Genomic DNA, 21,533 nt, shown 5'->3' on the forward strand with positions numbered 1-21,533 from the left:
GCATCTATAATTCAAATAGTCTGAAGATCCTTGAAACAAGTTCAGGATGACACATTCAATGAATCATGAAACCTATTAACGTCCAAAATATCGAAAAATCTTACGGCAAGATAGAGGCTGTTAAAAGCATCTCATTTGAAGTTAGTAGGGGAGAACTTTTTGGACTTATTGGGCCGGATGGGGCCGGAAAAACCACCCTCTTTCGCATGCTAACAACCTTGTTAAAACCAGATGCCGGCACTGCTCTTGTGTTGGGGTTGGATGTTATTGCTGAATACAAGAAAATACGTCCCCGGGTAGGGTATATGCCGGGGCGGTTTTCGCTCTATCAAGATTTATCGGTGGAGGAGAATCTCTCTTTCTTTGCCGCTGTTTTTGGTACAACCGTGGAGGCTAATTACGATCTTATCAAGCCGATTTATCAGCAGCTGGAACCGTTTAAGGATCGTAAGGCAGGGGCTTTGTCAGGTGGAATGAAACAGAAGCTGGCGTTAAGCTGCGCGCTCATCCATAAGCCGGAAGTACTTTTTTTGGACGAACCGACGACTGGCGTCGATGCGGTTTCGCGGAAAGAGTTCTGGCAAATGCTGCATCGTCTCAAAGAACAGGATATTACTATATTGGTTTCTACGCCGTATATGGATGAGGCTGAACAATGCAATCGTGTAGCATTAATGCAGGATGGAAATATTTTATCCGTGGATACACCTGAAGCGATCACCGACCGATTTGATAAAGAGCTTTGGGCTGTAACCTCTTCCAATAAATACCGGCTAATTCAGGTTCTTCGCGATTACGAATTTTCGGATTCGGTTCAGCCGTTTGGAGAATTCATCCATTACACCGATCAGCGAACCGGTGTGGGCAAGAAAGAATTAAAAAACTATTTACAAGCGAATGGAATCACTAATCCCATAGTGAAGAAAGTTATGCCTGACATTGAGGATACCTTTATGCGGTTAATGGAGCAGGAGGTGGATGATGGGTAATCCAATAATCAAAGCAGAAAATCTAACCCGAAAATTCGGTGATTTTACAGCCGTAGATCATATCTCATTTGAGGTAGGGCGCGGAGAAATTTTTGGTTTTCTGGGTGCTAATGGAGCCGGCAAAACCACTGCTATGCGCATGTTAACAGGGCTATTGGCTCCGACGGAAGGAACTGCAAGTGTGGCAGGATTGGACGTTGAAAAGAAAGCAGAGCAGATCAAACAGCAGATTGGCTATATGAGTCAGAAGTTTTCGTTGTATGAAGATTTAACGGTGCGTGAAAATATCCGGTTGTATGGCGGTATTTATGGACTTTCTGATAAAGAAATTAGCCAAAAGTCGAATCAGCTAATTGAGATGCTGGATATGCAAGAGCTTCAGAAAAAGATGATAGGGGCATTACCGCTGGGTTGGAAGCAGAAATTGGCGTTTTCGGTAGCCCTAATTCATGAACCCCAGATCGTTTTTCTGGATGAACCTACCGGCGGTGTTGATCCCATAACACGGCGACAGTTTTGGGAACAAATTTACAAGGTGGCTGAGGAAGGGACAACGGTTTTTGTAACGACACACTATATGGATGAGGCGGAATATTGTGATCGAGTTTCCATCATGGTGGATGGTCGCATTGATGCACTGAATACGCCTGCAGCATTAAAAAAACAGTTTAACGCCGATGATGTTGAGGAGGTATTTATCAGGCTTGCCCGGGGTGCCGATCGTGGTGAATAATCGAATACAAAATAAAATAGCTGCCTTTAACGGCTTTGTCGTAAAAGAATTTAAGCAGATTTACCGCGATAAGCGGACGCTGCTGGTACTTTTTGGGATGCCCATCATACAGATGTTGCTTTTTGGTTTTGCCATCCGAAATGAGGTAGAAAATGCCAAGGTTGCGGTATTGGATCATTCAAAAGATAAAGTGACTCGTCAGATTACCGGAAAAATTGACGCCTCAAATTATTTTGCAGTGGAAGGATCTATCCAAAGGTACGATGAAATTGACGAGCTATTTCAGCAGGGAAAAGTTGATGAGGTTATTATTTTTGAATCTGATTTTGCCCGTAAGTTGCAGCGAGACGAGCAGCCTGCAGTAAATATTATAACCGATGCTTCCAATCCCAATTTAGCGCAGCTCATCCAGCAGTATTCCACCTCCATTATTGTGGACTGGCAACAGCCTAAGATCGGTCCGCCCGATAAGCAGAATAGGGGAGTTGTAGCGAATGCTAATATGCTATTTAATCCCCAGCTCGAAAGTGTAAATTTATTTGTGCCGGGACTCATTGCCGTAATATTAATGCTCATTTCTGCACTGATGACTTCTATTTCTATCACTCGTGAAAAGGAGATGGGAAATATGGAGATTTTGCTCGTTTCGCCCCTTCGTCCAGCACAGATTATTATTGGTAAAGTCTTGCCTTATTTGGTATTGGCTTTTGTAAATGTGCTTACGGTTTTGGCACTGGCCAAATGGGTATTTGGAGTTCCGTTTCGTGGCTCATACGGACTTTTTATGACGGAATCTTTGCTATTCATTTTCACCGCTTTGGCACTCGGCGTATTTATCTCTACCAAAGCCAACGACCAACAGACAGCAATGATGGTAGCACTGGCTGGCCTTTTATTGCCTACCGTACTTTTGTCGGGATTCATCTTTCCGATTTCCAGCATGCCCTGGCCGTTGCAATGGATTAGTAATTTAATTCCTGCTCGTTGGTTTTTAGTAATTGTTCGCAGCATCATGCTCAAAGATTCGAGCCTACTATTGCTCTGGAAAGAAACGTTGATACTGCTTGTGATGACGCTCGGATTTATTGCATTGAGCGTGAAGAACTTTAAAGTAAGATTGCAATGAGAACAATAAAATTTCTTTTACAAAAGGAGTTCCTGCAGGTTTTTCGCAATAAGGGAATGTTGCCGATTATATTTCTTATGCCTGTAGTGCAGCTGGTTGTCTTATCCTTTGCTGCGACGTACGAACTCCGGGAAGTGAATTTTCATTTGGTAGATTTTGACCAATCATCAGCATCCCATGAGTTAGTACAGAAATTTCAGGCCTCCGGATATTTTAATCTGCAAAGCAGTTCTTTTGATGTGGATGATGGAATCGAGAAAATGCGTAGTAATGATATCCGATTGGCGTTGGTAATTCCTCAGGATTTTGAAAAACGCCTAAAATCGGGGCAGCCTGCTTCAGTGCAACTGAATATTGATGCCGTGGATGGAACAACTGCCGGACTCATTCAGGGTTATGGGCGATCAATTATTCAGGACTATAGCAGTAGAGTTGGTCCGGAAGTTGAAAACGTTGAGCTGATGAATCGGCAAGGTATAAAAGTGATTCCCGCCAGTTGGTACAATCCCAACCTTGATTATATCCAATATATGGTACCCGGTATTTTAGTGGTGCTTGTTTCGATGATCGGGATGTTTTTGTCGGGGATGAATATTGTACGTGAACGGGAAATTGGGACTATCGAGCAGCTTAATGTTACGCCGATCAAACGCTATCAGTTTATTACCGGAAAGTTATTGCCATTCTGGATTATTGCACTTTTCGAGCTGGCAATTGGTTTGCTTATTGCCCGCTATGGATTTGGCGTACCCTTTGTAGGTAGTGCATGGCTACTTTTTGGGATTGCCGGAATCTTTTTACTGGTCGTGCAGGGACTTGGATTATTTATATCAACAGTCACAGATACCCAACAGCAAGCCATGTTTATTGCTTGGTTTCTTATGGTCGTATTCATACTGATGGGTGGATTGTTTACTCCCATTGAAAGCATGCCGGTTTGGGCACAGGATCTTACCATTTTCAATCCTATTGCTCATTTTATCGAGATAATGCGAAGTGTGATGCTTAAAGGAGCAGGATGGGGAGAGGTTCAGCATTTAGTCGCGTTACTTGCGGTAATGGCGGGAGTGATTTTGCCGGCCGCTATTTTCAGGTATCGTAAATCTAGCTCTTAAATTTGTAGCCTACAAACATCAATAAACAGAATAGCAAAATAATCTTCTGTTCTGGAGGCCTGATTTGCTGCAATCATAGCTTTATGGTTTATCTTCAGGGAAAGTAATAATTCTTTCATTAAAGCCGGGAATGCAATATTCTATGAATTCTTATTCAGTTTAACACCATTTTATTATTGATGTCTGATAAACTTGACTCTATACGTAAATTACTCGATAAAACAGATAAAAACATTGTTGAGTCTTTGGCCAAGCGGCAGGAATTAGTCCGCGAAATTTCGGAGTTAAAAATCGATGATGAGTCTGATATAAGAGATACCGAAAGGGAAGAAGAATTACTGTCAAAGATTACAAAGTTGGCTCGCGAAGCCGGCCTTGATCGCTACTTTGCCAAACAGTTGTTTACGGATATTATTCACCACTCTGTCCGTTTTCAGACGCATTCACTTGTTGACCATCATAATGTTGAAAAGGAGGCAGATGTTGTTCAAATAGCATACCAGGGAACCGATGGAGCGTTTAGTCATCAGGCCGCTTATCGACATTTTGAAGAGCGCTATAACAAAATTGATTGTTTCGGTTATGACACTTTTCGACAGGCGGCCGAGGCCGTGAAAGATCAAAAGGTGGATTACGCTATCCTGCCTATTGAAAATACGACTGCAGGTTCCATTAATGAAACCTATGATCTTTTAGCAGATGATGATTTACATATTGTTGGAGAAGAAGCGATTCGCATCATTCATTGCTTATTGGCGTTGGAGGATATTCCCCTTAATCGCATTCGGCGAATTATGTCACATCCCCAAGCCATTGCACAGTGTAGTAACTTTCTGGCAAAGCTCCATGATTGTCGAGTTGAATCTTATATCGATACGGCGATGTCGGCAAAAAAAGTGCTGGAAGATGGAGATTTATCCCAAGCTGCTATTGCGGGAAGCCATGCCGCTGATATTTACGGACTCAACATATTGAAACGCGATTTAGCCAACCAATCCGAAAACTTTACTCGTTTTGTGGTGGTGGGACCCCAACCGGTGGAGGTCGATCCTCAGATTCCTTGCAAAACCTCATTACTGATGGTGACCACGCATCAGCAGGGAGCGCTGGTCGGTTGTCTGAATATTATAGCCGATCACGGCATTGATATGACGAAACTCGAATCGCGTCCCAAGCCCAATGAACCGTGGAAGTACCAGTTTTATCTGGATATAGAAGGAAATATTGCGAACCCTGAAGTCCGGTTGGCTCTTCAGGAATTAGAACAAGAAGCCAGCTCGCTGAAGGTGCTTGGGTGTTATCCGGCCCAAGTGGGAACCCCTGATGAGTAAGATATATTATTGAGATTGGGGTTCTTCCTTGAATACGTCAATTAAGAATGTAATATGATCATGAAGGTCAGTATCAATTAATTGGGCACCTTTTTTGATATCGTCGCGTGGTACATCCGCTGCAAAACTGCTGTCTTTAAGTTTTTTTGTAACTGACTTTACTCGCATATCTGCGAAACCATTGGGACGAACCAGAGAAACTGCATTCATGAAACCGGAAAGTTCGTCACAGGCAAATAGATAACGTTCTATTTCTGTTTCCGGCTCACGTCCGGTACGTTCAGGAGCGTGAGCTTCAATTGCTTGAATAATAGTTTGCGGATATCCTTCTTCAGGGAGGATTTCTTCTACCGCTTTTTTGGGATGTTCTTCAGGATACTTTTCCCAGTCAAGGTCGTGCAGCAGGCCGGCCGTCCACCACGCTTCGATCTCTTCGTGAAATTTCTCCAGTTTTCGGGCATACCCCTCCATGGCGGCAGCCACCATATGACAGTGATGCCGGAGATTCTCGTTTTCAATATACTGTTTTAGTAATTCTACGGATTGATTTCGGTTTTTCATGGGCTTATTTATTTTGGCGTAAAAGATCACATTGAAAAAATAAGTTATTCAGTCTGAGAGATAGTATTATCAAAGCTTTTCTGAACTTCCAATGGATTTACTATGCACGCTGGCGCTTCCAATCCTGATAAAAACGAATAAGATTTGACACAGAATAAATCAGTAAAAAGGTGGCAATCAGATAGGCCACAGAATCGGGATTAGCTACAATGAGTAAAGCAATGATCAGTGTAAGAGCACCTACTATAGAAAATTGAAATCCAAATAGTAGGATAAATCCAAATAGTCCTAAAAAGGCAGCGAAGGTGACGGGAATAAGCTCCGGAAAAATAAAAATTAGCACTCCTGTTACAATGGGTATTGCTGAAAGTGTGGGTGAAAGGCGAAATGCAATAAATAGTAAACCCAGGGCCACGAGATATCCGCCTGCAATCAGGTATAGAAAATTAGGATAAATAAGCGTGAGACATCCGGTAACAAGTGCCAATAGGGCATTTAATATTTGACGCTCACGTGTTTTGTAATCGATTTGAATACGATATTGCTCAAGCATAATTAGATATTTGCATTAGATGTTTCAATGTAGTGTTTATAGGTGGAAATATCTTCAGTTCAACGTTGTTTCTCCATCTTTCCATTCGATGGTAACTTCCTTATCAGCATCAAATTCATCAACAGAACGAACCCATTCTTCCTCTTGCCAGATACGCGAATACCCTTGTTCAAGGGCTGTATTGGGATTTTTAAGCTCCAGTCGATGACGCAATTCTTTGAGTTTATCATGTTTTTTCATGAAATGGACTTCCCGCCGATGATGCATGCGATCCACCAAATTATTCACTTTTTCGTGATTATTTTCCACCTTTTGCTGAACCACTTGCAGGGCATGTGATTGCACCAGCTGTTGGATACGCTCTTTTTGCTCGGTCGTTCGCTCGTGGATAATATCATGTAGTCGGGTAGTTAGGTCATCGGCGAACATGCGAACTTCGTTGATGTCGGGCGTTGCCAAAATAGCAGCTTGAGTAGGCGTGGCAGCACGGGCATCAGCTACGAAATCGGAGATACTGAAGTCCACTTCATGACCCACAGCGCTAACGGTTGGGATATTGCAATTGAATAGTGCCCGGGCTACGGCTTCCTCATTAAATGGCCAAAGATCCTCCAGCGATCCGCCGCCTCTACCAACGATGAGTAAATCCACATTTTGTTTTTGCGAAAACCAGTTGATGGCTTTTACCAGTTGTGGAGCTGCATTTACGCCCTGCACGCTCGCATGGTGGAGCAGTACTTCGGCCACCGGCCAGCGACGTTCCAACGTATCACGGATGTCATGAAAAGCGGCTCCCGTGGCAGAGGTGATCACCCCAATTTTAAACGGGAATTGGGGTAATGCCTTTTTGTACTCGTCATCAAAAAGCCCTTCTTCTTTAAGTTCTTTTTTGAGTTTTTCAAAGGCTTCTTGCAATGCACCCTTACCTGCTTGTTCAACAGATCGCACAATAAGCTGGTATTTTCCGTGTGGTGGATAAACTTGAATATCGCCTCCGGCAATAATTTGTTGTCCGTCTTCGAGCTCAATGCCCAGTCGTTGATTAACACCACGCCAAATAACACACGAAAGCTGTGCATCTTCATCTTTGATCGTAAAATAGGTATGCCCTGCTCTGCTGGTAGAAGCATTGCTGACTTCCCCTTCAACTTTGATGTCGAGAAAATTGCCTTCGAGCAGAGTTTTTATTTCGCCGGTTAATTCCGATACTGAGAGTATTTGTGGGGTAAAAAGATCTGATTGATCCATTATTACTAAGCTTTCGATAGTCAGTATTCAGCAGTTATCTTTTTTCTGATGGCTGACACCATTTGCAGGTTATTGAATTCTGTTGAAAACATGTATATTTGCTCATAAAAATAACGGAAAGTTTTTATGAGTTACACGCCTAATTTACTATTACAAAATGTCCGGCCGGTCGGTGGAGATTTTGACGGTTCACAAGCGGTTGATATTCAGATAATGGATGGAATTATTTCTGAGATCGGCACCGACTTGCATCCACAAGAAGATAATAACGTGCAAGTCCACGATGCCGGTGGGGCCTATGTTTCCGGCGGATGGATGGATATGCATGTGCACCTACGCGAGCCCGGATATGAGCATAAAGAGACAGTCGAAACCGGTTGTGCTGCGGCCGCTTTCGGGGGATTCACGGAAGTAGCTTGCATGCCCAATACGAATCCACCCATTCATACCCGAGACGTTGTTGAGTTTATTAAGAAAAAATCTGAGAAATTAGCTGTTGAGGTATATCCTATTGGTTGTGTATCTAAAGAGCGTGAAGGCAAATCGATTGCCGAGATGGGTGATATGAAGGCAGGCGGTGCCGTGGCGTTTAGTGATGATGGTGATCCCGTATATAATTCGCAACTTATGCGTGTGGCACTTGAATATTCCTCGATGCTGGAGATGCCGATTATTAATCACGAGGAGGATTTAAAGCTTTCGCGTCCGGGACATATGCATGAGGGAAAAGTGTCTGCCCGGCTTGGTATTGATGGAACCCCCGGCATTGCGGAAGAAACAATGATCGCGCGGGATATCTTATTGGCCGAATTTACCGGGGGACATATTCACGTGGCGCATATCAGTACGGCGAAGGCGGTAGATCTGGTGCGACAGGCCAAGGCTGATGGCATCAACGTAACAACAGAAGTTTGTCCCCATCATTTTGATTTAACAGACGAGGAAATTGAACGGCGTGATTTCGATACGAACGTAAAAATGCACCCCCCGCTACGTACGCAGAAAGATGTTGATGCCATGGTTGAAGGACTGGCTGACGGTACTATTGATACGATTTGTACCGATCATGCGCCTCATGCGATCGAGGAGAAGGAAGTGGAATTTATCTATGCGCCCAACGGAATTATAGGTTTGGAGACGGCATGGAGTATTAGTGTGAAAAGACTGCTGGATTCGAATGTACTTAATCTACAAACATTGCTGACAAAGTTTGTAGAAAAACCTCGTGAGATTTTAAATCTGAATATTCCAAAAATTGAAGAAGGGGCTAAAGCGAATTTGACCCTTTTTAATGTAGATGAGGAGTGGACATTTGCTGAATCAACAGTACGATCCAAATCAAAAAATTCTCCTTATTTAGGAGAAACATTGAAGGGGCGAGCTGAGGCAATTTACAATAATGGCCGTTTTGTGGTTAATGAGATTTAATAACAGAATGAAACGGCTGGTTATACGTTATTGAGTTCTAAATATGAATTGACAGCATTTCTTTTGGATCGATATTTTCTGACAACATTTATTTTATTGCTTAGTATTGGTGGGGGTTCAGCACAAAATGTGCCGGATGCAGAGTTTGGTAACATCCCCGACTCACTGTTTCAGATGCAACAACCGAATGATGAGACGCCCTACAGGATAACCAACAAAGAGCTTAATATATCTTTTCAAGAGGCAAATGAGTCAATAATTGCAATATTGGAGCACCATATTCGGATTAAAGTTTTCGATGATTCGGTCCGGGAAGCCTCTGTTGTTGCGATACCGTATTATTTTGAGAATGATATGGAGCGTGTAACTTCCCTTGAGGCTTATACCTACCTTCCTTCCGGTGAACGTGCAACTTTGTCGGAGCAGGATATTCGTACCATCAACATTAATTCGCGTTATAGCGTCAAAGAGTTTGCTATGCCTGCCGTTGAGGATGGAGCAGTGATTGAATATCGCTATACGATCGAACGTCGTTATATTGAGGAGTTGCCCGACTTTTATCTTTCTCACAAAGTACCCACAGATAATGCGAAGCTAACGATTACGTATCCCAAATACTTGCGATACCAATCTTACACAGAAAACTTTGATGGCACCATAACACATGATGTGGTGTATACCGATACCAGTTCCGTCCCTAAAGTGTTTACCATTCCCCAGCCGCAGCCTATTGTTACTGAGCGATGGATAGCGCGGGATATTCCTCCTGTCAAAGAAGAAGCTTATATATCTTCGCTGGATGATTACCGGGGGAAGATTAAATTTTTGTTGAGTGAGTTTGGGATTCCGCGACAGCAGCTCGAAAACAACTGGGAAGTAGTAGTTGCCCGTATCCGGGATAAAACGGATCCATGGGAATTAATCAACAGAAATGGAGCGGCAAAAACAGCGGGAGATTCAATAGCAGCGGCGTTGGATGGGGCACCTGAAAGTCAGATTCAGGACAGCATTTATCACTACCTTAACAATCGTATTAACTTTTCAGGCCAGCATACGGCCTTTAGCCAAACTACGGGAAAAGAAGTGCTGGCGGGAGAATCTTCGAGCCAGGCAGCTATCAACCAGACTCTTGTTGCTATGCTTCGTGCCGCCAACATTGAAGCGAATCCTGTTCTGATTTCGACCCGGAAGTCCGGAAAAATTAATATGGATTTCCCTTCCTTTTATCAGTTTAACGGGATGATGGTACGATCCGAAATTGGAGAAGAATCATACCTGATGGATGCCGGATTTGCGTATAGTCAGCCGGGGCTGATTCCGGTTGATACCTACGGTAGCCGTGGGTTAGTGCTCAGAGAAGATAGTTATGAATGGATCGATATTAACCCCGATAAAAGTCTTTTTGATATACAGGTTCAAATAGATGGACGGCTCCAACGGAATGGTACACTTATCGGAACAGTAGAATCTGTGCAGCGGGGTTATCCGGCTCAAATAATACGTCAGCAAAAAGCGGATGGAAGTAGTGACAAGAAGATCTTGCGGCAAACGTTATTCGATGGATATCCCCAGATGAGCGTCTCCAATGTAGTAGTCAAAAATGAAGAGAAATACGGCCAACAAATAGAATTATCAGCGGATTTTAAAATTGAGAATTATGCGACGAGTTTTACCGATGGTCTCAATTTTAGTCCCATGGTGGTTGGATACAGGAATGAAAATCCATTTTCAGGTCCCGATCGTAATCTGCCTATTACGCTTGATGCACCCGAAAAGCTGGACCTCTCATATTCAATTGAATTGCCCCAAGGCTTTAGCGTAGCTGTCGATGATGATCGAACAATTAAGTTTTCCGGTGCTGAGTTTTTAGAACGGTATGACAATACAACCGGACAACTTAATTACCGATATCAGATAAACATTGATCAACGGAATTTTTCAGCAGACTATTTTCCATCATTATACAAGTTGTACGACCGTTGGGTTGAGCTCAGTAACAGCTCATGGCTTGTTGAAGAATAACAGCTATTTTTAAGGGTAAAATTGGTATAACGGAAATCTTTTAACAAACGTAATTTTACAATGCTGCTTGCTTTGGAAACGGCGACCAATGTATGCTCTGTAGCTTATTACGATGAGAATGGGAATATATATGAGCAGAGGACAACCCAACGGGGCACGCATTCCGAGCAACTTTTTCTCTTTATAGAACAGTTGCAGGATGAGCACGATTTCGAAATCAAGGATCTTGATGCTGTTTTAGTAAGTGAGGGGCCGGGTTCTTATACGGGATTACGTATCAGTGCTAGTGCCGTTAAAGGATTGCTTTTTCAGACGGAGGTACCCTTAATTGGTATAAATACACTGGCTTCATTTGCGATGTATGCACATCAACAGGATCCGAAAGCAATGCATATTCACAGTATTATTGATGCGCGGCGGGTGCATGTGTATCATCAAAAATTTGTAATTGATAACGAACAGCTAACGACCGAAGAAGAGGTTGAAGTGATTCCGATTGAGGCATTTGAAAAGATGTTTCGGAGTGGTGATAGGGTTATCGGGACGGGATTAAAAAGAATCGGTAAAAAGGCATTAGATAAGGGCAAAACGTTTGGATCCCATTTCATTTCTGCCAAATCACTTATAAGCTTGTATCAGACTGGGTTTTCTGATTTTTACCGGGTGGAAGATCCGGTAACATTCGAGCCGAAATATTATACTTCGAACCAGGTTGGTTGATGGAATTGTGCTTTTCTTGTTACCATGCCCAACCCTCTTTTTGTTGTCATTTCGAAGATGAGTAAAAATCTGTGTAGTTTAGCTCCATAGTTTTGATGTAGGAAGTTGTATCCTAAGCAGAAATAAAAGATTTTAGCTTCGACTGATAATCATTATTTTTGGGAATCATTTAAAAGAAACAGGACATACATGACTTGGTTTAAGAGAAAAGACAAAAATATACAAACCGATCAGCGTAAAGAAATGCCGGAGGGCGTTTGGGTTAAAGTGCCTAAAACCGGCGAAACGGTGCACCGACGGGAACTTGAGGATAACCTCTGGGTAGATCCGTTGAGCGGGTATCATTTCCGTATCGGGAGTGATGAATATTTCTCTTTCCTTTTTGATAAAGGAGAATTTGAGGAGATTGGCCAGGATATTGTACCTACCGATCCGCTGGAATTTGAAGATCGCAAGAAATACAGCGACCGCCTCGATGAATATCAGGAAAAAACAGGTAAAACTGATGCCGTGCGCGTGGGCATTGGTAAAATGAATGAGCTGGATGTGGTGATTACCTGTATGGATTTTAATTTTATCGGTGGTAGTATGGGCTCGGTCGTAGGTGAGCGTATTGGTATGGCGATCGATCATGCTCGTAAAAATGAAAAGCCGCTTATTATCATTTCCCAATCAGGCGGCGCGCGTATGATGGAAAGCGTTTTGAGCTTGATGCAGATGGCCAAAACGTCGGCGAAGTTGGCACAGCTCGAAGAGTCCGGTGTACCTTATATATCACTGATGACAAATCCGACAACGGGTGGAGTGACAGCTAGCTTTGCAATGCTTGGTGATTTTAATATTGCTGAACCGGAAGCGCTAATAGGTTTTGCCGGTCCCCGGGTCATTCGCCAGACGATCGGCCGCGATTTACCAGAAGGATTTCAACGGTCGGAATATCTTCTTGAGCATGGTTTTCTGGATTTTATAACTCCCCGTCCTCAAATTAAAGACAAACTCACCAAGCTGATTAAGATTCTACTCCATAAATACGAGGAGTAAGTTCTGACTACATTTTACAACATAATCCTAAAGCGCGATAACATTCGTGCAAACCCTATTAGAATGGCACTCTGAAATTTCGGGGCGCCATTTGTAGTATTTAATTCCCCTGTTATGAAAAAACTATTTCTATTTATTTTTGCAATAGGTTGGCTGATTCAGCCAGCTTTGGCTCAGGATAAAAAACAAATTGCATTTGAGCATGTTGTTGACCAGACGTTTTCCCCAGAGCAGATACGCAACGTAAACTGGATGCAGGATGGACAGTTTTATACGGCTCTGGAGCGTACGCAAAACGATATTGAACTACGCAAGTACAATATTCTAAAGGGAGATTACGAAGTTCTTGTATCAGCCACCGATTTGCAGGTTGATGGCAGAGACAAACCAATTCCAATTCAGGGATACCAGTTTTCTTCTGATGAAAAGAAGATTCTAATAAAATCGGATGTTGAACAGATCTGGAGACGAAGTACGCGGGAAAACTATTTTGTCTATGATCTCGAAACCGGTGAAACGCAAAAACTTACGCAGTCTGGTAAAAAGCAGCAGTACGCACAGCTATCACCTTCGGGAAACAAAGCGGCTTTTGTGCAGGATAATAATCTCTACTTGGTGGACTTAGAAACTGGTGAAGAGAAAGCTATCACTGAGGATGGAAAATTTAATCATATAATTAACGGGGCTACCGACTGGGTGTACGAAGAAGAATTCGGTTTTGCCAAGGGGTGGTACTGGTCACCTGACGGGAAAAAGATTGCTTTTTACCGTTTTGATGAGTCTCATGTAAAAGAGTTTTTTATGACGGATTGGGGAGAGTTATATCCAGGGCTTACGCGCTTCAAATATCCCAAAGCCGGCGAAAAAAACGCGATTGTCAAAATCGGGGTTTATGATCTGCAATCCGAGGAAACGACATGGATGAATGTGGGATCCGAAAACGACCAGTATATTCCCCGAATCAATTGGACGAAAGATCCTGAGGTTTTGGCGATTCGACGGATGAATCGACTGCAGAATAAACAGGATTTGATGCTGGCTGATGTGAATACCGGTAATACGGAGATTATCAAAACAGAGACTTCGGATGCATGGATAGATGTGAATGATGATTTGAAATTCCTGGAGAACGGAGAGCAGTTTATATATGTAACCGAGGAATCGGGTTATAATCATATTTATCTGTATGATATGTCCGGTGAGCAGATTCGCCAGATTACCAAAGGCAACTGGGAGGTGACTAATTACTTGGGATATGATGAACGTTCCGATAAGATTTACTATGTAAGTACAGAAGAATCCCCGCTACAGCGGCACTTGTATAGTATTAATGTTGATGGTAGCGGGAAGACAAAGATGAGTGATGGTGAGAGCTGGAATAGCGTCAATATGAGTCGGGATTATAAATATTATATAAAGACCACTTCGTCCCCCGGAAATCCCCCGGCTTATACTTTGCATGAAGGAGGTGGTACCCAGGTTCGGATGCTTGAAGACAATGAAGAGTTAGAGCAAAAGCTTTCAGAATATACAATGCCGTCAAAAGAGTATATTAAGATACCGTTAGAGCAGGCTGAGCTGAATGGATATATCATGAGGCCTTCTGATTTTAATCCCGATAAAAAATATCCTACACTGTTTTATGTATATGGCGGACCGGGATCCCAGACCGTAACAAAGAGTTTCAGTTCCGGTCAGCGGGCGATGTGGCACAAATACATTGCTGAGCAGGGGTATGTTGTGGTAAGTATCGACAATCGCGGAACGGGTGCTCGTGGTCGTGATTTTGAGAAGCAGATCTACAAAAAATTAGGACAGTACGAAGTTGTCGATCAGATTGATGCTGCCAGGTATCTAACAGAAACCTATGATTTTATTGATGAAGACCGATTAGGTATTTGGGGGTGGAGTTATGGCGGATACATGTCGAGCCTGGTACTGGCACAGGGTAATGATATTTTTGATACAGCTATTGCTGTGGCTCCGGTTACAAATTGGCGTTATTATGATACCATTTATACCGAGCGTTTTATGCAGACGCCGCAAATGAATCCGGAAGGCTATAAAAAAGGATCTCCAATTACCTACGCCGATCAGATTGAAGGTAACTATTTGTTGGTGCACGGCACCGGTGATGACAACGTTCATTTCCAGAATTCCGTTGAGTTAGTAAATGAATTGGTGGCAGAAGGCGTGCAATTTGAGTCGATGTATTATCCGAACAGAAGTCATGCGATTTATGGAGGCAATGCACGCAATCACCTCTATAAAATGATGAGCAATTTTATTTTAGAAAATTTATAGTATGGGTCGAGTTCAATTTGCTGATTACGCAAAAATTTATGTTACCGGCGGTGATGGTGGACCGGGATCAGTTCATTTTCGTCGGGAGAAATACGTGCCAAAAGGTGGTCCCGACGGTGGTGACGGTGGTGATGGCGGTGACGTTATCTTGAAAGGGAATGAGCAACTGAATACACTGCTTGACCTACGGTATCGTAAATATGTGAATGCCAAAGACGGAGAACGTGGAGGTCCCAGCAAAAAGAAGGGTAAAAGTGGAAAAGATGAGATCTTGGAAGCCCCATTAGGCTGCGTGGTTTATGATGCCGATTCAAAAGAACGTCTTGGTGAAATCACCGAACATGAACAAGAAATTGTAGTGGCCCAGGGAGGTAAAGGCGGACTGGGAAACTGGCACTTCCGAAGTGCTACCAATCAGACTCCCCAGCACGCCCAAGACGGGGAAGAGGGGGAAGAACGGGCGATAGAAATTGAGCTCAAGCTTATTGCCGATGTAGGCCTTGTAGGTTTTCCTAATGCAGGAAAAAGTACGCTCCTTTCAACGATGTCCGGTGCCAAGCCAAAGATTGATTCCTATCCATTTACAACCCTGCAGCCTAATCTTGGTGTTGTGACGATGCCCGATTACCGTACATTTGTGATGGCGGATATTCCCGGCATTATTGAAGAGGCGCATGATGGTCGCGGACTCGGGATTCAATTTTTGCGTCATATCGAGCGCAACAACGTACTGCTTTTTATGGTGAGCTCGCAGCAGGATATTGAGTACGAATACAATGCGTTGATTGAAGAACTGAAACAATATCGGTCTGATCTGTTGGATAAACCTCGGGTTTTGGCGATCACCAAAATGGATCTACAAGAGAATTATGAGCTCGATGAAGAGAAAAAAGTTGATTTAGATATCCCGGTAGTTGAAATTTCGTCTGCAACCAACTACCATATAGATGAACTTAAAGAAATCATCTGGGAGAAATTACAAGAAGTTGAATCAACAAGAGAAGACGTATAAACCGCCTGTAAGAGAATTTGTAGCATTACATTTGCTTGATAACCTGGGTGCGCAGCGCATTCGGTTGTTGTTGCAAGCCGTAGAACATCCGCAGCTTATCTTTCGTCTTGAGCGCTATGAACTGGAGTCCATACGTGGAATTGGTCCTAAAACGGCCGAAGAGGTTCTGGGTTTCAACGAGTGGGATGAAGTAGATCGCATTCTTGAAAAGACCAAACGTACTGGCGCACAAATCATGACATACTGGGATGATGATTATCCTGAATTATTGCGCGAAATTTACGACCCGCCGCTAATGCTCTGGATTAAAGGAGATCGCTCGGTGCTCGATACCAATGCCATTTCTATTGTTGGAACACGTCGCGTAGGGAAATATGGAAAGAAAATGGCCCAAAAATTTGCAAAGGAGCTGGTTGACCAGAATTTAACAATTATTAGCGGGTTGGCCTATGGTACGGATGGGGCAGCCCATCAGGCTACAGTAGATGCCGGTGGAAAAACAGTTGCAGTACTTGGATCGGGCATAGATTGGATCTATCCGAGTGATCATAAAGGGTTGGCGAAAAAGATCGTGGATACCGGAGGCGCAGTCATTTCTGAATTTCCGCTGGGAACAGCCCCGGAGATGGGTAACTTTCCTGTTCGTAATCGTATTGTCAGTGGTATGAGTTTGGGAACACTGGTAGTGGCATCGGGGTTGGAGGGCGGTAGTATGATTACTGCAAAGTCGGCGTTGGATCAAAATCGGGAGGTATTCGTGATTCCACATCCAGTCGGGCATCCCAATGCCATCGGCTGTAACAGTCTCATTAAGAGAGGTATGGGAAAGCTCGTCCAGAATGTTGAGGATATCCTTACCGAAGTTCATGTTCATATCCGGGAGAAGGAACCTGAATCGGATTCTGAAGAAATCTCCGGGTCTTCTCAGAATAAATGGGAATCTATGGAGTTGGATGACCTGGCGATAAGTATTTGTGAAACGTTGGACGAACAATCGTTACACATCGATCATCTGGCAGAACGGTTAGAAATAGAAACACATAAGTTGATGCCAAAGCTCCTGGAGCTCGAAATGCAGGGTGCAATCCGTCAGACGGCAGGCAAAAATTTTGAATTGTTATAATCTGCTATTGTTTCTATTCTGTTTTTAAATTAGTCCTCAGAAAAGGTATTTTGATCTAAATGTTTCGAGTTCAAAACACCATATTGTCTGATGATATTGCTACGGCGCACTTTGCATGCGATTTGCCGAAGTGCAAAGGAGCGTGCTGTGTGGTTGGTGATGCCGGCGCTCCTGTTACCGAAGATGAGCTTCCTCGTTTAGAACAGGCTTTTGAAATATTGAAGGATGAACTGCATCCTGAATCTCGTAAAACCGTTGAAAGACAGGGTGTTGTTCAAGAATCAAAACAGGGTTTAGAATTGTCCTGCCGTGATAATGAAGAGTGTATTTTTGTTACTTACTATAATGATGTAGCCTATTGTGCTATTCAAAAGGCCTTTCTGGAAGGTCGCATAGAATGGGAAAAACCGATAAGTTGTCATTTGTATCCCGTTCGGCTGAAAAAAGTGGGTGAAACAGAATATGCCAATTTTGAATACGTCAATAAATTATGCTCTGCGGCATGTATAAAAGGTGAAAAAGATGATATTTATTTATCGGAATTTTTAAAAGAACCGCTTGTCCGCCGGTATGGTAAAGATTGGTACGATGAGTTTGAAGAAAGATGTAAAGAAATGAGAATCCAAAATAGTGAGGCCGCTGTACTATGATTAAAACGGGCCAGCAAATGAATCAGAAGCAGTCGCAACAGCAGCGACTGTCTCCCCAGCAGATACAGTATATTAAGTTACTGCAGCTACCGACGGTGGCGTTGGAGCAGCGTATTAAAGAAGAGTTGGAAGAAAATCCGGTATTGGAAGAGGGAGAGCAGGAAGATTCTTTTGAAGAGTTGGAGCAATCGGAATGGGAAGAGCAGAAAGATGAAGAGTTGGATCCCGTTGATCAAAATGAAGAGATCGATTGGGATGAGTTCATGCAAAATACTGAGTACGACGGTGAAAATTATAGCCGTGGCTCGAGTTATACCGGTGGTGGAGATGAAAGTTGGCGCGATTTGCCGAATCCTTATCACGAATCATTGTTGGAAGAGCTCGAACATCAGGTTAGTCTGCTGGACTTTAATGAAGAGCAGAAGTTGATTGCAGATCAGATTTTGGGCTCGCTGGATCAAGATGGATATTTTCGCCGCGAAATTGAGGCCGTGGTCGATAACATTGCTTTTAATCACGGTACACTTACCAATGAGGAGGAAGTCGAGAAGGTTCGTAAGGAGATCCAGCGACTGGATCCACCGGGTATTGCATCGCGCGACCTTCGCGATTGTCTGCTTGTACAGCTTGAATTGATGGATGATGAGGAAGGTCGTGATAATGCTATTAAAATGCTGCGCGATCACTGGGACCTTTTTGAGAAAAAACACTTCAAAAAGTTAAAAAAGAAGCTCGATATCGATAATGAAGAACTCCAAACGGCTTTTGATTGTGTTACCGGATTGGATCCCAAGCCGGGTGCAGTAGGAACTGCAGTAGATGATACCTCAAATTATATTGAGCCTGATTTTGAGGTTTATTATCAGCCTGCAGAAAAAGGGGATGTTGAAGGTGAAGAAGAAGGTGACTTTGTGATTACACTCAATAATGGAAATGTGCCTCCGCTACGCATATCTCCGCGTTATAAAGAAATGTGGGATGATCTAAAAAAGAAGAAAAAGACCAACAAACAGACCAAGGAAACGAAGAATTTTATCAAGAATAAGATAGAGTCGGCGCAGTGGTTTATTGATTCAATACGTCAGCGACAAAATACCTTAATGAATACGATGAAAACCATTGTGGCTCTTCAGGAAGATTTTTTCAAGCACGGTGAGGGGCTCAAGCCGATGATCCTGAAAGACATTGCGGAGCGAGTAAATCTGGATATTTCTACCATCTCGAGAGTTGTAAATGGGAAATATGTTCAGACTCATTTCGGCGTCTTTGAGTTGAAGTACTTTTTCAGTGAAGGTATTGAAACCGAAGATGGGGAGGAGGTTTCAAGTACAGAGGTGAAAAATGCCGTGCAGGAGATTGTTGATAATGAGGATAAACAAAAGCCTCTCAGCGATCAGGCAATCGTAAAAAAACTAAAAGATCGGGGATATAAAGTAGCTCGCCGAACGGTCAGTAAATACCGCAAGAAGTTGAATATTCCTGTTGCCCGACTTCGAAAACAGATTATGTGAGATTCAGCGCAAGTGACAAGGCGTCCATCCACTGATCTGTAGTAAAAAGCCACACTAAAAGCCCTCCAATTATTATGGTATAAGGTATAATGGTCTTAAACAGGTATTTGGGTTTAGATCTTACAAACCGACTGATGTCCAGTGCTGTTAAGATATAACTTAGGGAAAATAAAAGTAGGGCAAGCATTGTAAAGAGTGTGGCACTTCCAGATCGTGATGCTGAAAAGAAGGTAACTGCTGCTGTACAAAAGACAAAATTAAGCTGCAGCGGCCATGCGAAAACAGTTGCTATCTGGGTGATTGATTTTATTTTCTTGTGGCTAAAATAGAGCCAGATTATACTTAAATGAGACAGCAGAAAAATCAGTAAAAAAGCCCATATAAAAATAGAAATCGGAGTATTTCCAACAATTGAAAGTTCGGGGAAATGATGAAAAAAAGCTTCTTGTCCTGTCGGGGTTAGTAACATTAAAAATACTGCATATGTAGATATTGATAAGAGTAGTGCATTTTGCAAAATGATGATGAAAGCGGGTATTGGTGAACGGATGAGACGCTTGAAAATATCATCAATAAAGAATTTGTGCGCTGTAAAGTATCGGAATAATGACTTGCGGTATAGCGGGCTGGTATTATAGTGCAAGGCAACAGTTCCCCAGACGAACAAAAGTAGGATCATAGGAAGAGCTGTATTATCCGATGTAGGAATATCTTCGTTTGGGAGAGGGAAAACTGTTTCTGACTGTGATGAAAGACTTTGTAAGATTTCTGTAAATTGCGGATGCTCTGTGAGCATCATAAGAAGCCATCCCGATTCAACAAAAATTGTTTTATTTTTAGATTGATTAACCGCTGTAACAAAGTTTTTGAATGGCCTTAAAAAAGGTTTCATTTCATCCGAAGGGGCATAAAAGAAATGGCTGTGTGGCTTTGTGGGTAAAACGGGTAAAGAATCGAAGTTCTTGGCCGTTACGGGGACATTAACAATCGAAAAAGAAACCACTGCACTGTCTGTTGGGAGAAGAGTCGTGCTTTTATGATACAAATCAATTTCTTTTGCCTGCTTTATTTTCTCGGCGAATGATGCAGCCGCTTGCCAGAAGACGGGATTGTAAACATTGCCGTAATTAAATAAGCCTATGGCCGATACGGATGATTGTGAAAGGTAACTTTTGGCGTTGCTTTCTATGTGACTAAGCAGACTTGAGTCAGGTTGAGCGAAGGTGTTGGTAGTAGGAAAATCAATATTGAGGTTCCCATATACCGTAAATCCTAAACTGTCTATTTGATTCCATACTGCTGATCTTGGGGAAGTATCAATTTCCAGAATTGAGATGCCAACCTCGTGAAATTGCTGCAGTTGTGTGTTGGCAGAGTCGATATCACTGGGAATATCCCATACTACACCCAGCGTAGACTGACCATATAGCTCAGTTTGTGAAACCGCAAGCAGTAAAAAGGCAACGAAAAGATAAGGTAATCGAAAGTTCGTCAATGTATGGAAGCAAGAGGTTTATTTGGGATCGATCGTCTTTTCAATAGGCAGTTCAGTGGTTTCCTTAAAACTGCTGAGTACTACATTTGATCGGCTTTTGCTAACGCCATCCCAGGATTGAATTTTCGAGAGCAGTTGTTCGAACGAAGAGGTATTTTCGGTCCGAATTTTGAGAATATGTGATCCGTCGCCGGTTATAGAATGGCATTCCAGAATTTCCGGTTCCGCCACTGCATTCTCAATAAAGATAGGGTAGTTATCCGAGCCGTCTACTTCAACAAAGACGAAAGCGGTAATATCAAACTTAAACTTTTTGGAATCAAGAAGTGCTGTATAACCCTTAATTAAATCTTTCTCTTCCAGTTTACGCATTCTTTCTGAAACAGAGGGGACCGAAAGGTGAACAATTTCAGCCAACTTATTGCGCTGTGACCGGCCATCTTTTTGAAGATGATTTAATATCTTGATATCAATTTCGTCTAATCCTTGAGCCATAACCTGTAAAATGTCCTTAATTTTCTATTATTTTTCTAAAATAACCTTAAATAATTAGGAGTTCAAGCATTTGAAG

Annotated in this window: 19 protein-coding genes; 14 read left to right on the forward strand and 5 right to left on the reverse strand. The window is 42.7% G+C overall.

The window, feature by feature from the left end:
* Window positions 1–65: 65 nt before the first annotated feature.
* The 5 genes from ACT3IB_RS13430 to pheA all read left to right on the forward strand — a co-directional run bounded on the left by ACT3IB_RS13430 (window position 66) and on the right by pheA (window position 5,294).
* Window positions 66–989: an ABC transporter ATP-binding protein gene (locus tag ACT3IB_RS13430; RefSeq protein WP_491539536.1), complete on the forward strand. Its 924-nt coding sequence runs from the start codon at window positions 66–68 to the stop codon at window positions 987–989.
* On the forward strand, window positions 982–1,722 hold the full coding sequence (locus tag ACT3IB_RS13435; RefSeq protein WP_491539626.1) for an ABC transporter ATP-binding protein: 741 nt from the start codon (window positions 982–984) through the stop codon (window positions 1,720–1,722). Before ACT3IB_RS13430 ends, ACT3IB_RS13435 begins: the two co-directional genes overlap by 8 nt.
* Window positions 1,715–2,848 carry an ABC transporter permease gene (locus tag ACT3IB_RS13440; RefSeq protein ID WP_491539537.1) on the forward strand — a complete coding sequence of 378 codons (1,134 nt, stop codon included), beginning with the start codon at window positions 1,715–1,717 and terminating at the stop codon, window positions 2,846–2,848. Before ACT3IB_RS13435 ends, ACT3IB_RS13440 begins: the two co-directional genes overlap by 8 nt.
* Window positions 2,845–3,963: an ABC transporter permease gene (locus ACT3IB_RS13445; protein WP_491539538.1), complete on the forward strand. Its 1,119-nt coding sequence runs from the start codon at window positions 2,845–2,847 to the stop codon at window positions 3,961–3,963. Before ACT3IB_RS13440 ends, ACT3IB_RS13445 begins: the two co-directional genes overlap by 4 nt.
* Window positions 3,964–4,142: 179 nt before the next feature.
* Window positions 4,143–5,294, forward strand: coding sequence for a prephenate dehydratase (gene pheA, locus ACT3IB_RS13450; protein ID WP_491539539.1), 1,152 nt, complete (start codon window positions 4,143–4,145; stop codon window positions 5,292–5,294).
* Between the two features lie 6 nt (window positions 5,295–5,300).
* Here the strand turns inward: pheA and ACT3IB_RS13455 are convergent, their stop codons facing one another.
* The 3 genes from ACT3IB_RS13455 to xseA form a co-directional block, all read right to left on the reverse strand.
* Complete coding sequence (locus ACT3IB_RS13455; protein WP_491539540.1) at window positions 5,301–5,855, reverse strand: HDIG domain-containing metalloprotein; 555 nt, start codon at window positions 5,853–5,855, stop codon at window positions 5,301–5,303.
* Window positions 5,856–5,955: 100 nt separating this feature from the next.
* Window positions 5,956–6,408, reverse strand: a complete 453-nt coding sequence (locus tag ACT3IB_RS13460; RefSeq protein ID WP_491539541.1) for a hypothetical protein — start codon at window positions 6,406–6,408, stop codon at window positions 5,956–5,958.
* Between the two features lie 54 nt (window positions 6,409–6,462).
* The gene (gene xseA / locus ACT3IB_RS13465; protein WP_491539542.1) at window positions 6,463–7,656 is read right to left on the reverse strand and encodes an exodeoxyribonuclease VII large subunit; all 1,194 of its coding nucleotides are present in this window, start codon (window positions 7,654–7,656) and stop codon (window positions 6,463–6,465) included.
* A gap of 126 nt (window positions 7,657–7,782) precedes the next feature.
* On the opposite strand from xseA, the gene ACT3IB_RS13470 reads away from it, so the two are divergent.
* The 9 genes from ACT3IB_RS13470 to rpoN all read left to right on the forward strand — a co-directional run bounded on the left by ACT3IB_RS13470 (window position 7,783) and on the right by rpoN (window position 19,467).
* Complete coding sequence (locus ACT3IB_RS13470; protein ID WP_491539543.1) at window positions 7,783–9,084, forward strand: dihydroorotase; 1,302 nt, start codon at window positions 7,783–7,785, stop codon at window positions 9,082–9,084.
* A gap of 30 nt (window positions 9,085–9,114) precedes the next feature.
* Complete coding sequence (locus ACT3IB_RS13475) at window positions 9,115–11,106, forward strand: DUF3857 domain-containing protein (RefSeq protein WP_491539544.1); 1,992 nt, start codon at window positions 9,115–9,117, stop codon at window positions 11,104–11,106.
* Window positions 11,107–11,166: 60 nt separating this feature from the next.
* The gene (gene tsaB, locus ACT3IB_RS13480) at window positions 11,167–11,826 is read left to right on the forward strand and encodes a tRNA (adenosine(37)-N6)-threonylcarbamoyltransferase complex dimerization subunit type 1 TsaB (RefSeq protein WP_491539545.1); all 660 of its coding nucleotides are present in this window, start codon (window positions 11,167–11,169) and stop codon (window positions 11,824–11,826) included.
* Window positions 11,827–12,015: 189 nt separating this feature from the next.
* Entirely contained in the window at window positions 12,016–12,867 is an 852-nt protein-coding gene (gene accD / locus ACT3IB_RS13485) for an acetyl-CoA carboxylase, carboxyltransferase subunit beta (RefSeq protein ID WP_491539546.1), read from the forward strand.
* A 114-nt stretch (window positions 12,868–12,981) separates the two neighbouring features.
* A complete protein-coding gene (locus tag ACT3IB_RS13490; RefSeq protein WP_491539547.1) occupies window positions 12,982–15,171 on the forward strand; it encodes a S9 family peptidase in 2,190 nt (729 codons plus the stop codon).
* A 1-nt stretch (window position 15,172) separates the two neighbouring features.
* The gene (obgE, locus tag ACT3IB_RS13495) at window positions 15,173–16,183 is read left to right on the forward strand and encodes a GTPase ObgE (protein WP_491539548.1); all 1,011 of its coding nucleotides are present in this window, start codon (window positions 15,173–15,175) and stop codon (window positions 16,181–16,183) included.
* Window positions 16,119–17,306 (forward strand): DNA-processing protein DprA, encoded by a 1,188-nt coding sequence (dprA, locus tag ACT3IB_RS13500; RefSeq protein ID WP_491539549.1) that lies wholly within the window; start codon window positions 16,119–16,121, stop codon window positions 17,304–17,306. The genes obgE and dprA overlap by 65 nt, the downstream gene beginning before the upstream one ends.
* Before the next feature lie 59 nt (window positions 17,307–17,365).
* Window positions 17,366–17,956 carry a DUF3109 family protein gene (locus ACT3IB_RS13505; RefSeq protein WP_491539550.1) on the forward strand — a complete coding sequence of 197 codons (591 nt, stop codon included), beginning with the start codon at window positions 17,366–17,368 and terminating at the stop codon, window positions 17,954–17,956.
* A 17-nt stretch (window positions 17,957–17,973) separates the two neighbouring features.
* Entirely contained in the window at window positions 17,974–19,467 is a 1,494-nt protein-coding gene (gene rpoN / locus ACT3IB_RS13510; RefSeq protein WP_491539551.1) for an RNA polymerase factor sigma-54, read from the forward strand.
* Here the strand turns inward: rpoN and ACT3IB_RS13515 are convergent.
* Window positions 19,460–20,962: a hypothetical protein gene (locus ACT3IB_RS13515; protein ID WP_491539552.1), complete on the reverse strand. Its 1,503-nt coding sequence runs from the start codon at window positions 20,960–20,962 to the stop codon at window positions 19,460–19,462. The two genes, rpoN and ACT3IB_RS13515, sit on opposite strands and share 8 nt — an antisense overlap.
* Window positions 20,963–20,980: 18 nt before the next feature.
* The gene (locus ACT3IB_RS13520; protein WP_491539553.1) at window positions 20,981–21,457 is read right to left on the reverse strand and encodes an Lrp/AsnC family transcriptional regulator; all 477 of its coding nucleotides are present in this window, start codon (window positions 21,455–21,457) and stop codon (window positions 20,981–20,983) included.
* Between the last annotated feature and the right edge of the window lie 76 nt (window positions 21,458–21,533).

This window comes from Fodinibius sp. GM21, from assembly GCF_058386955.1.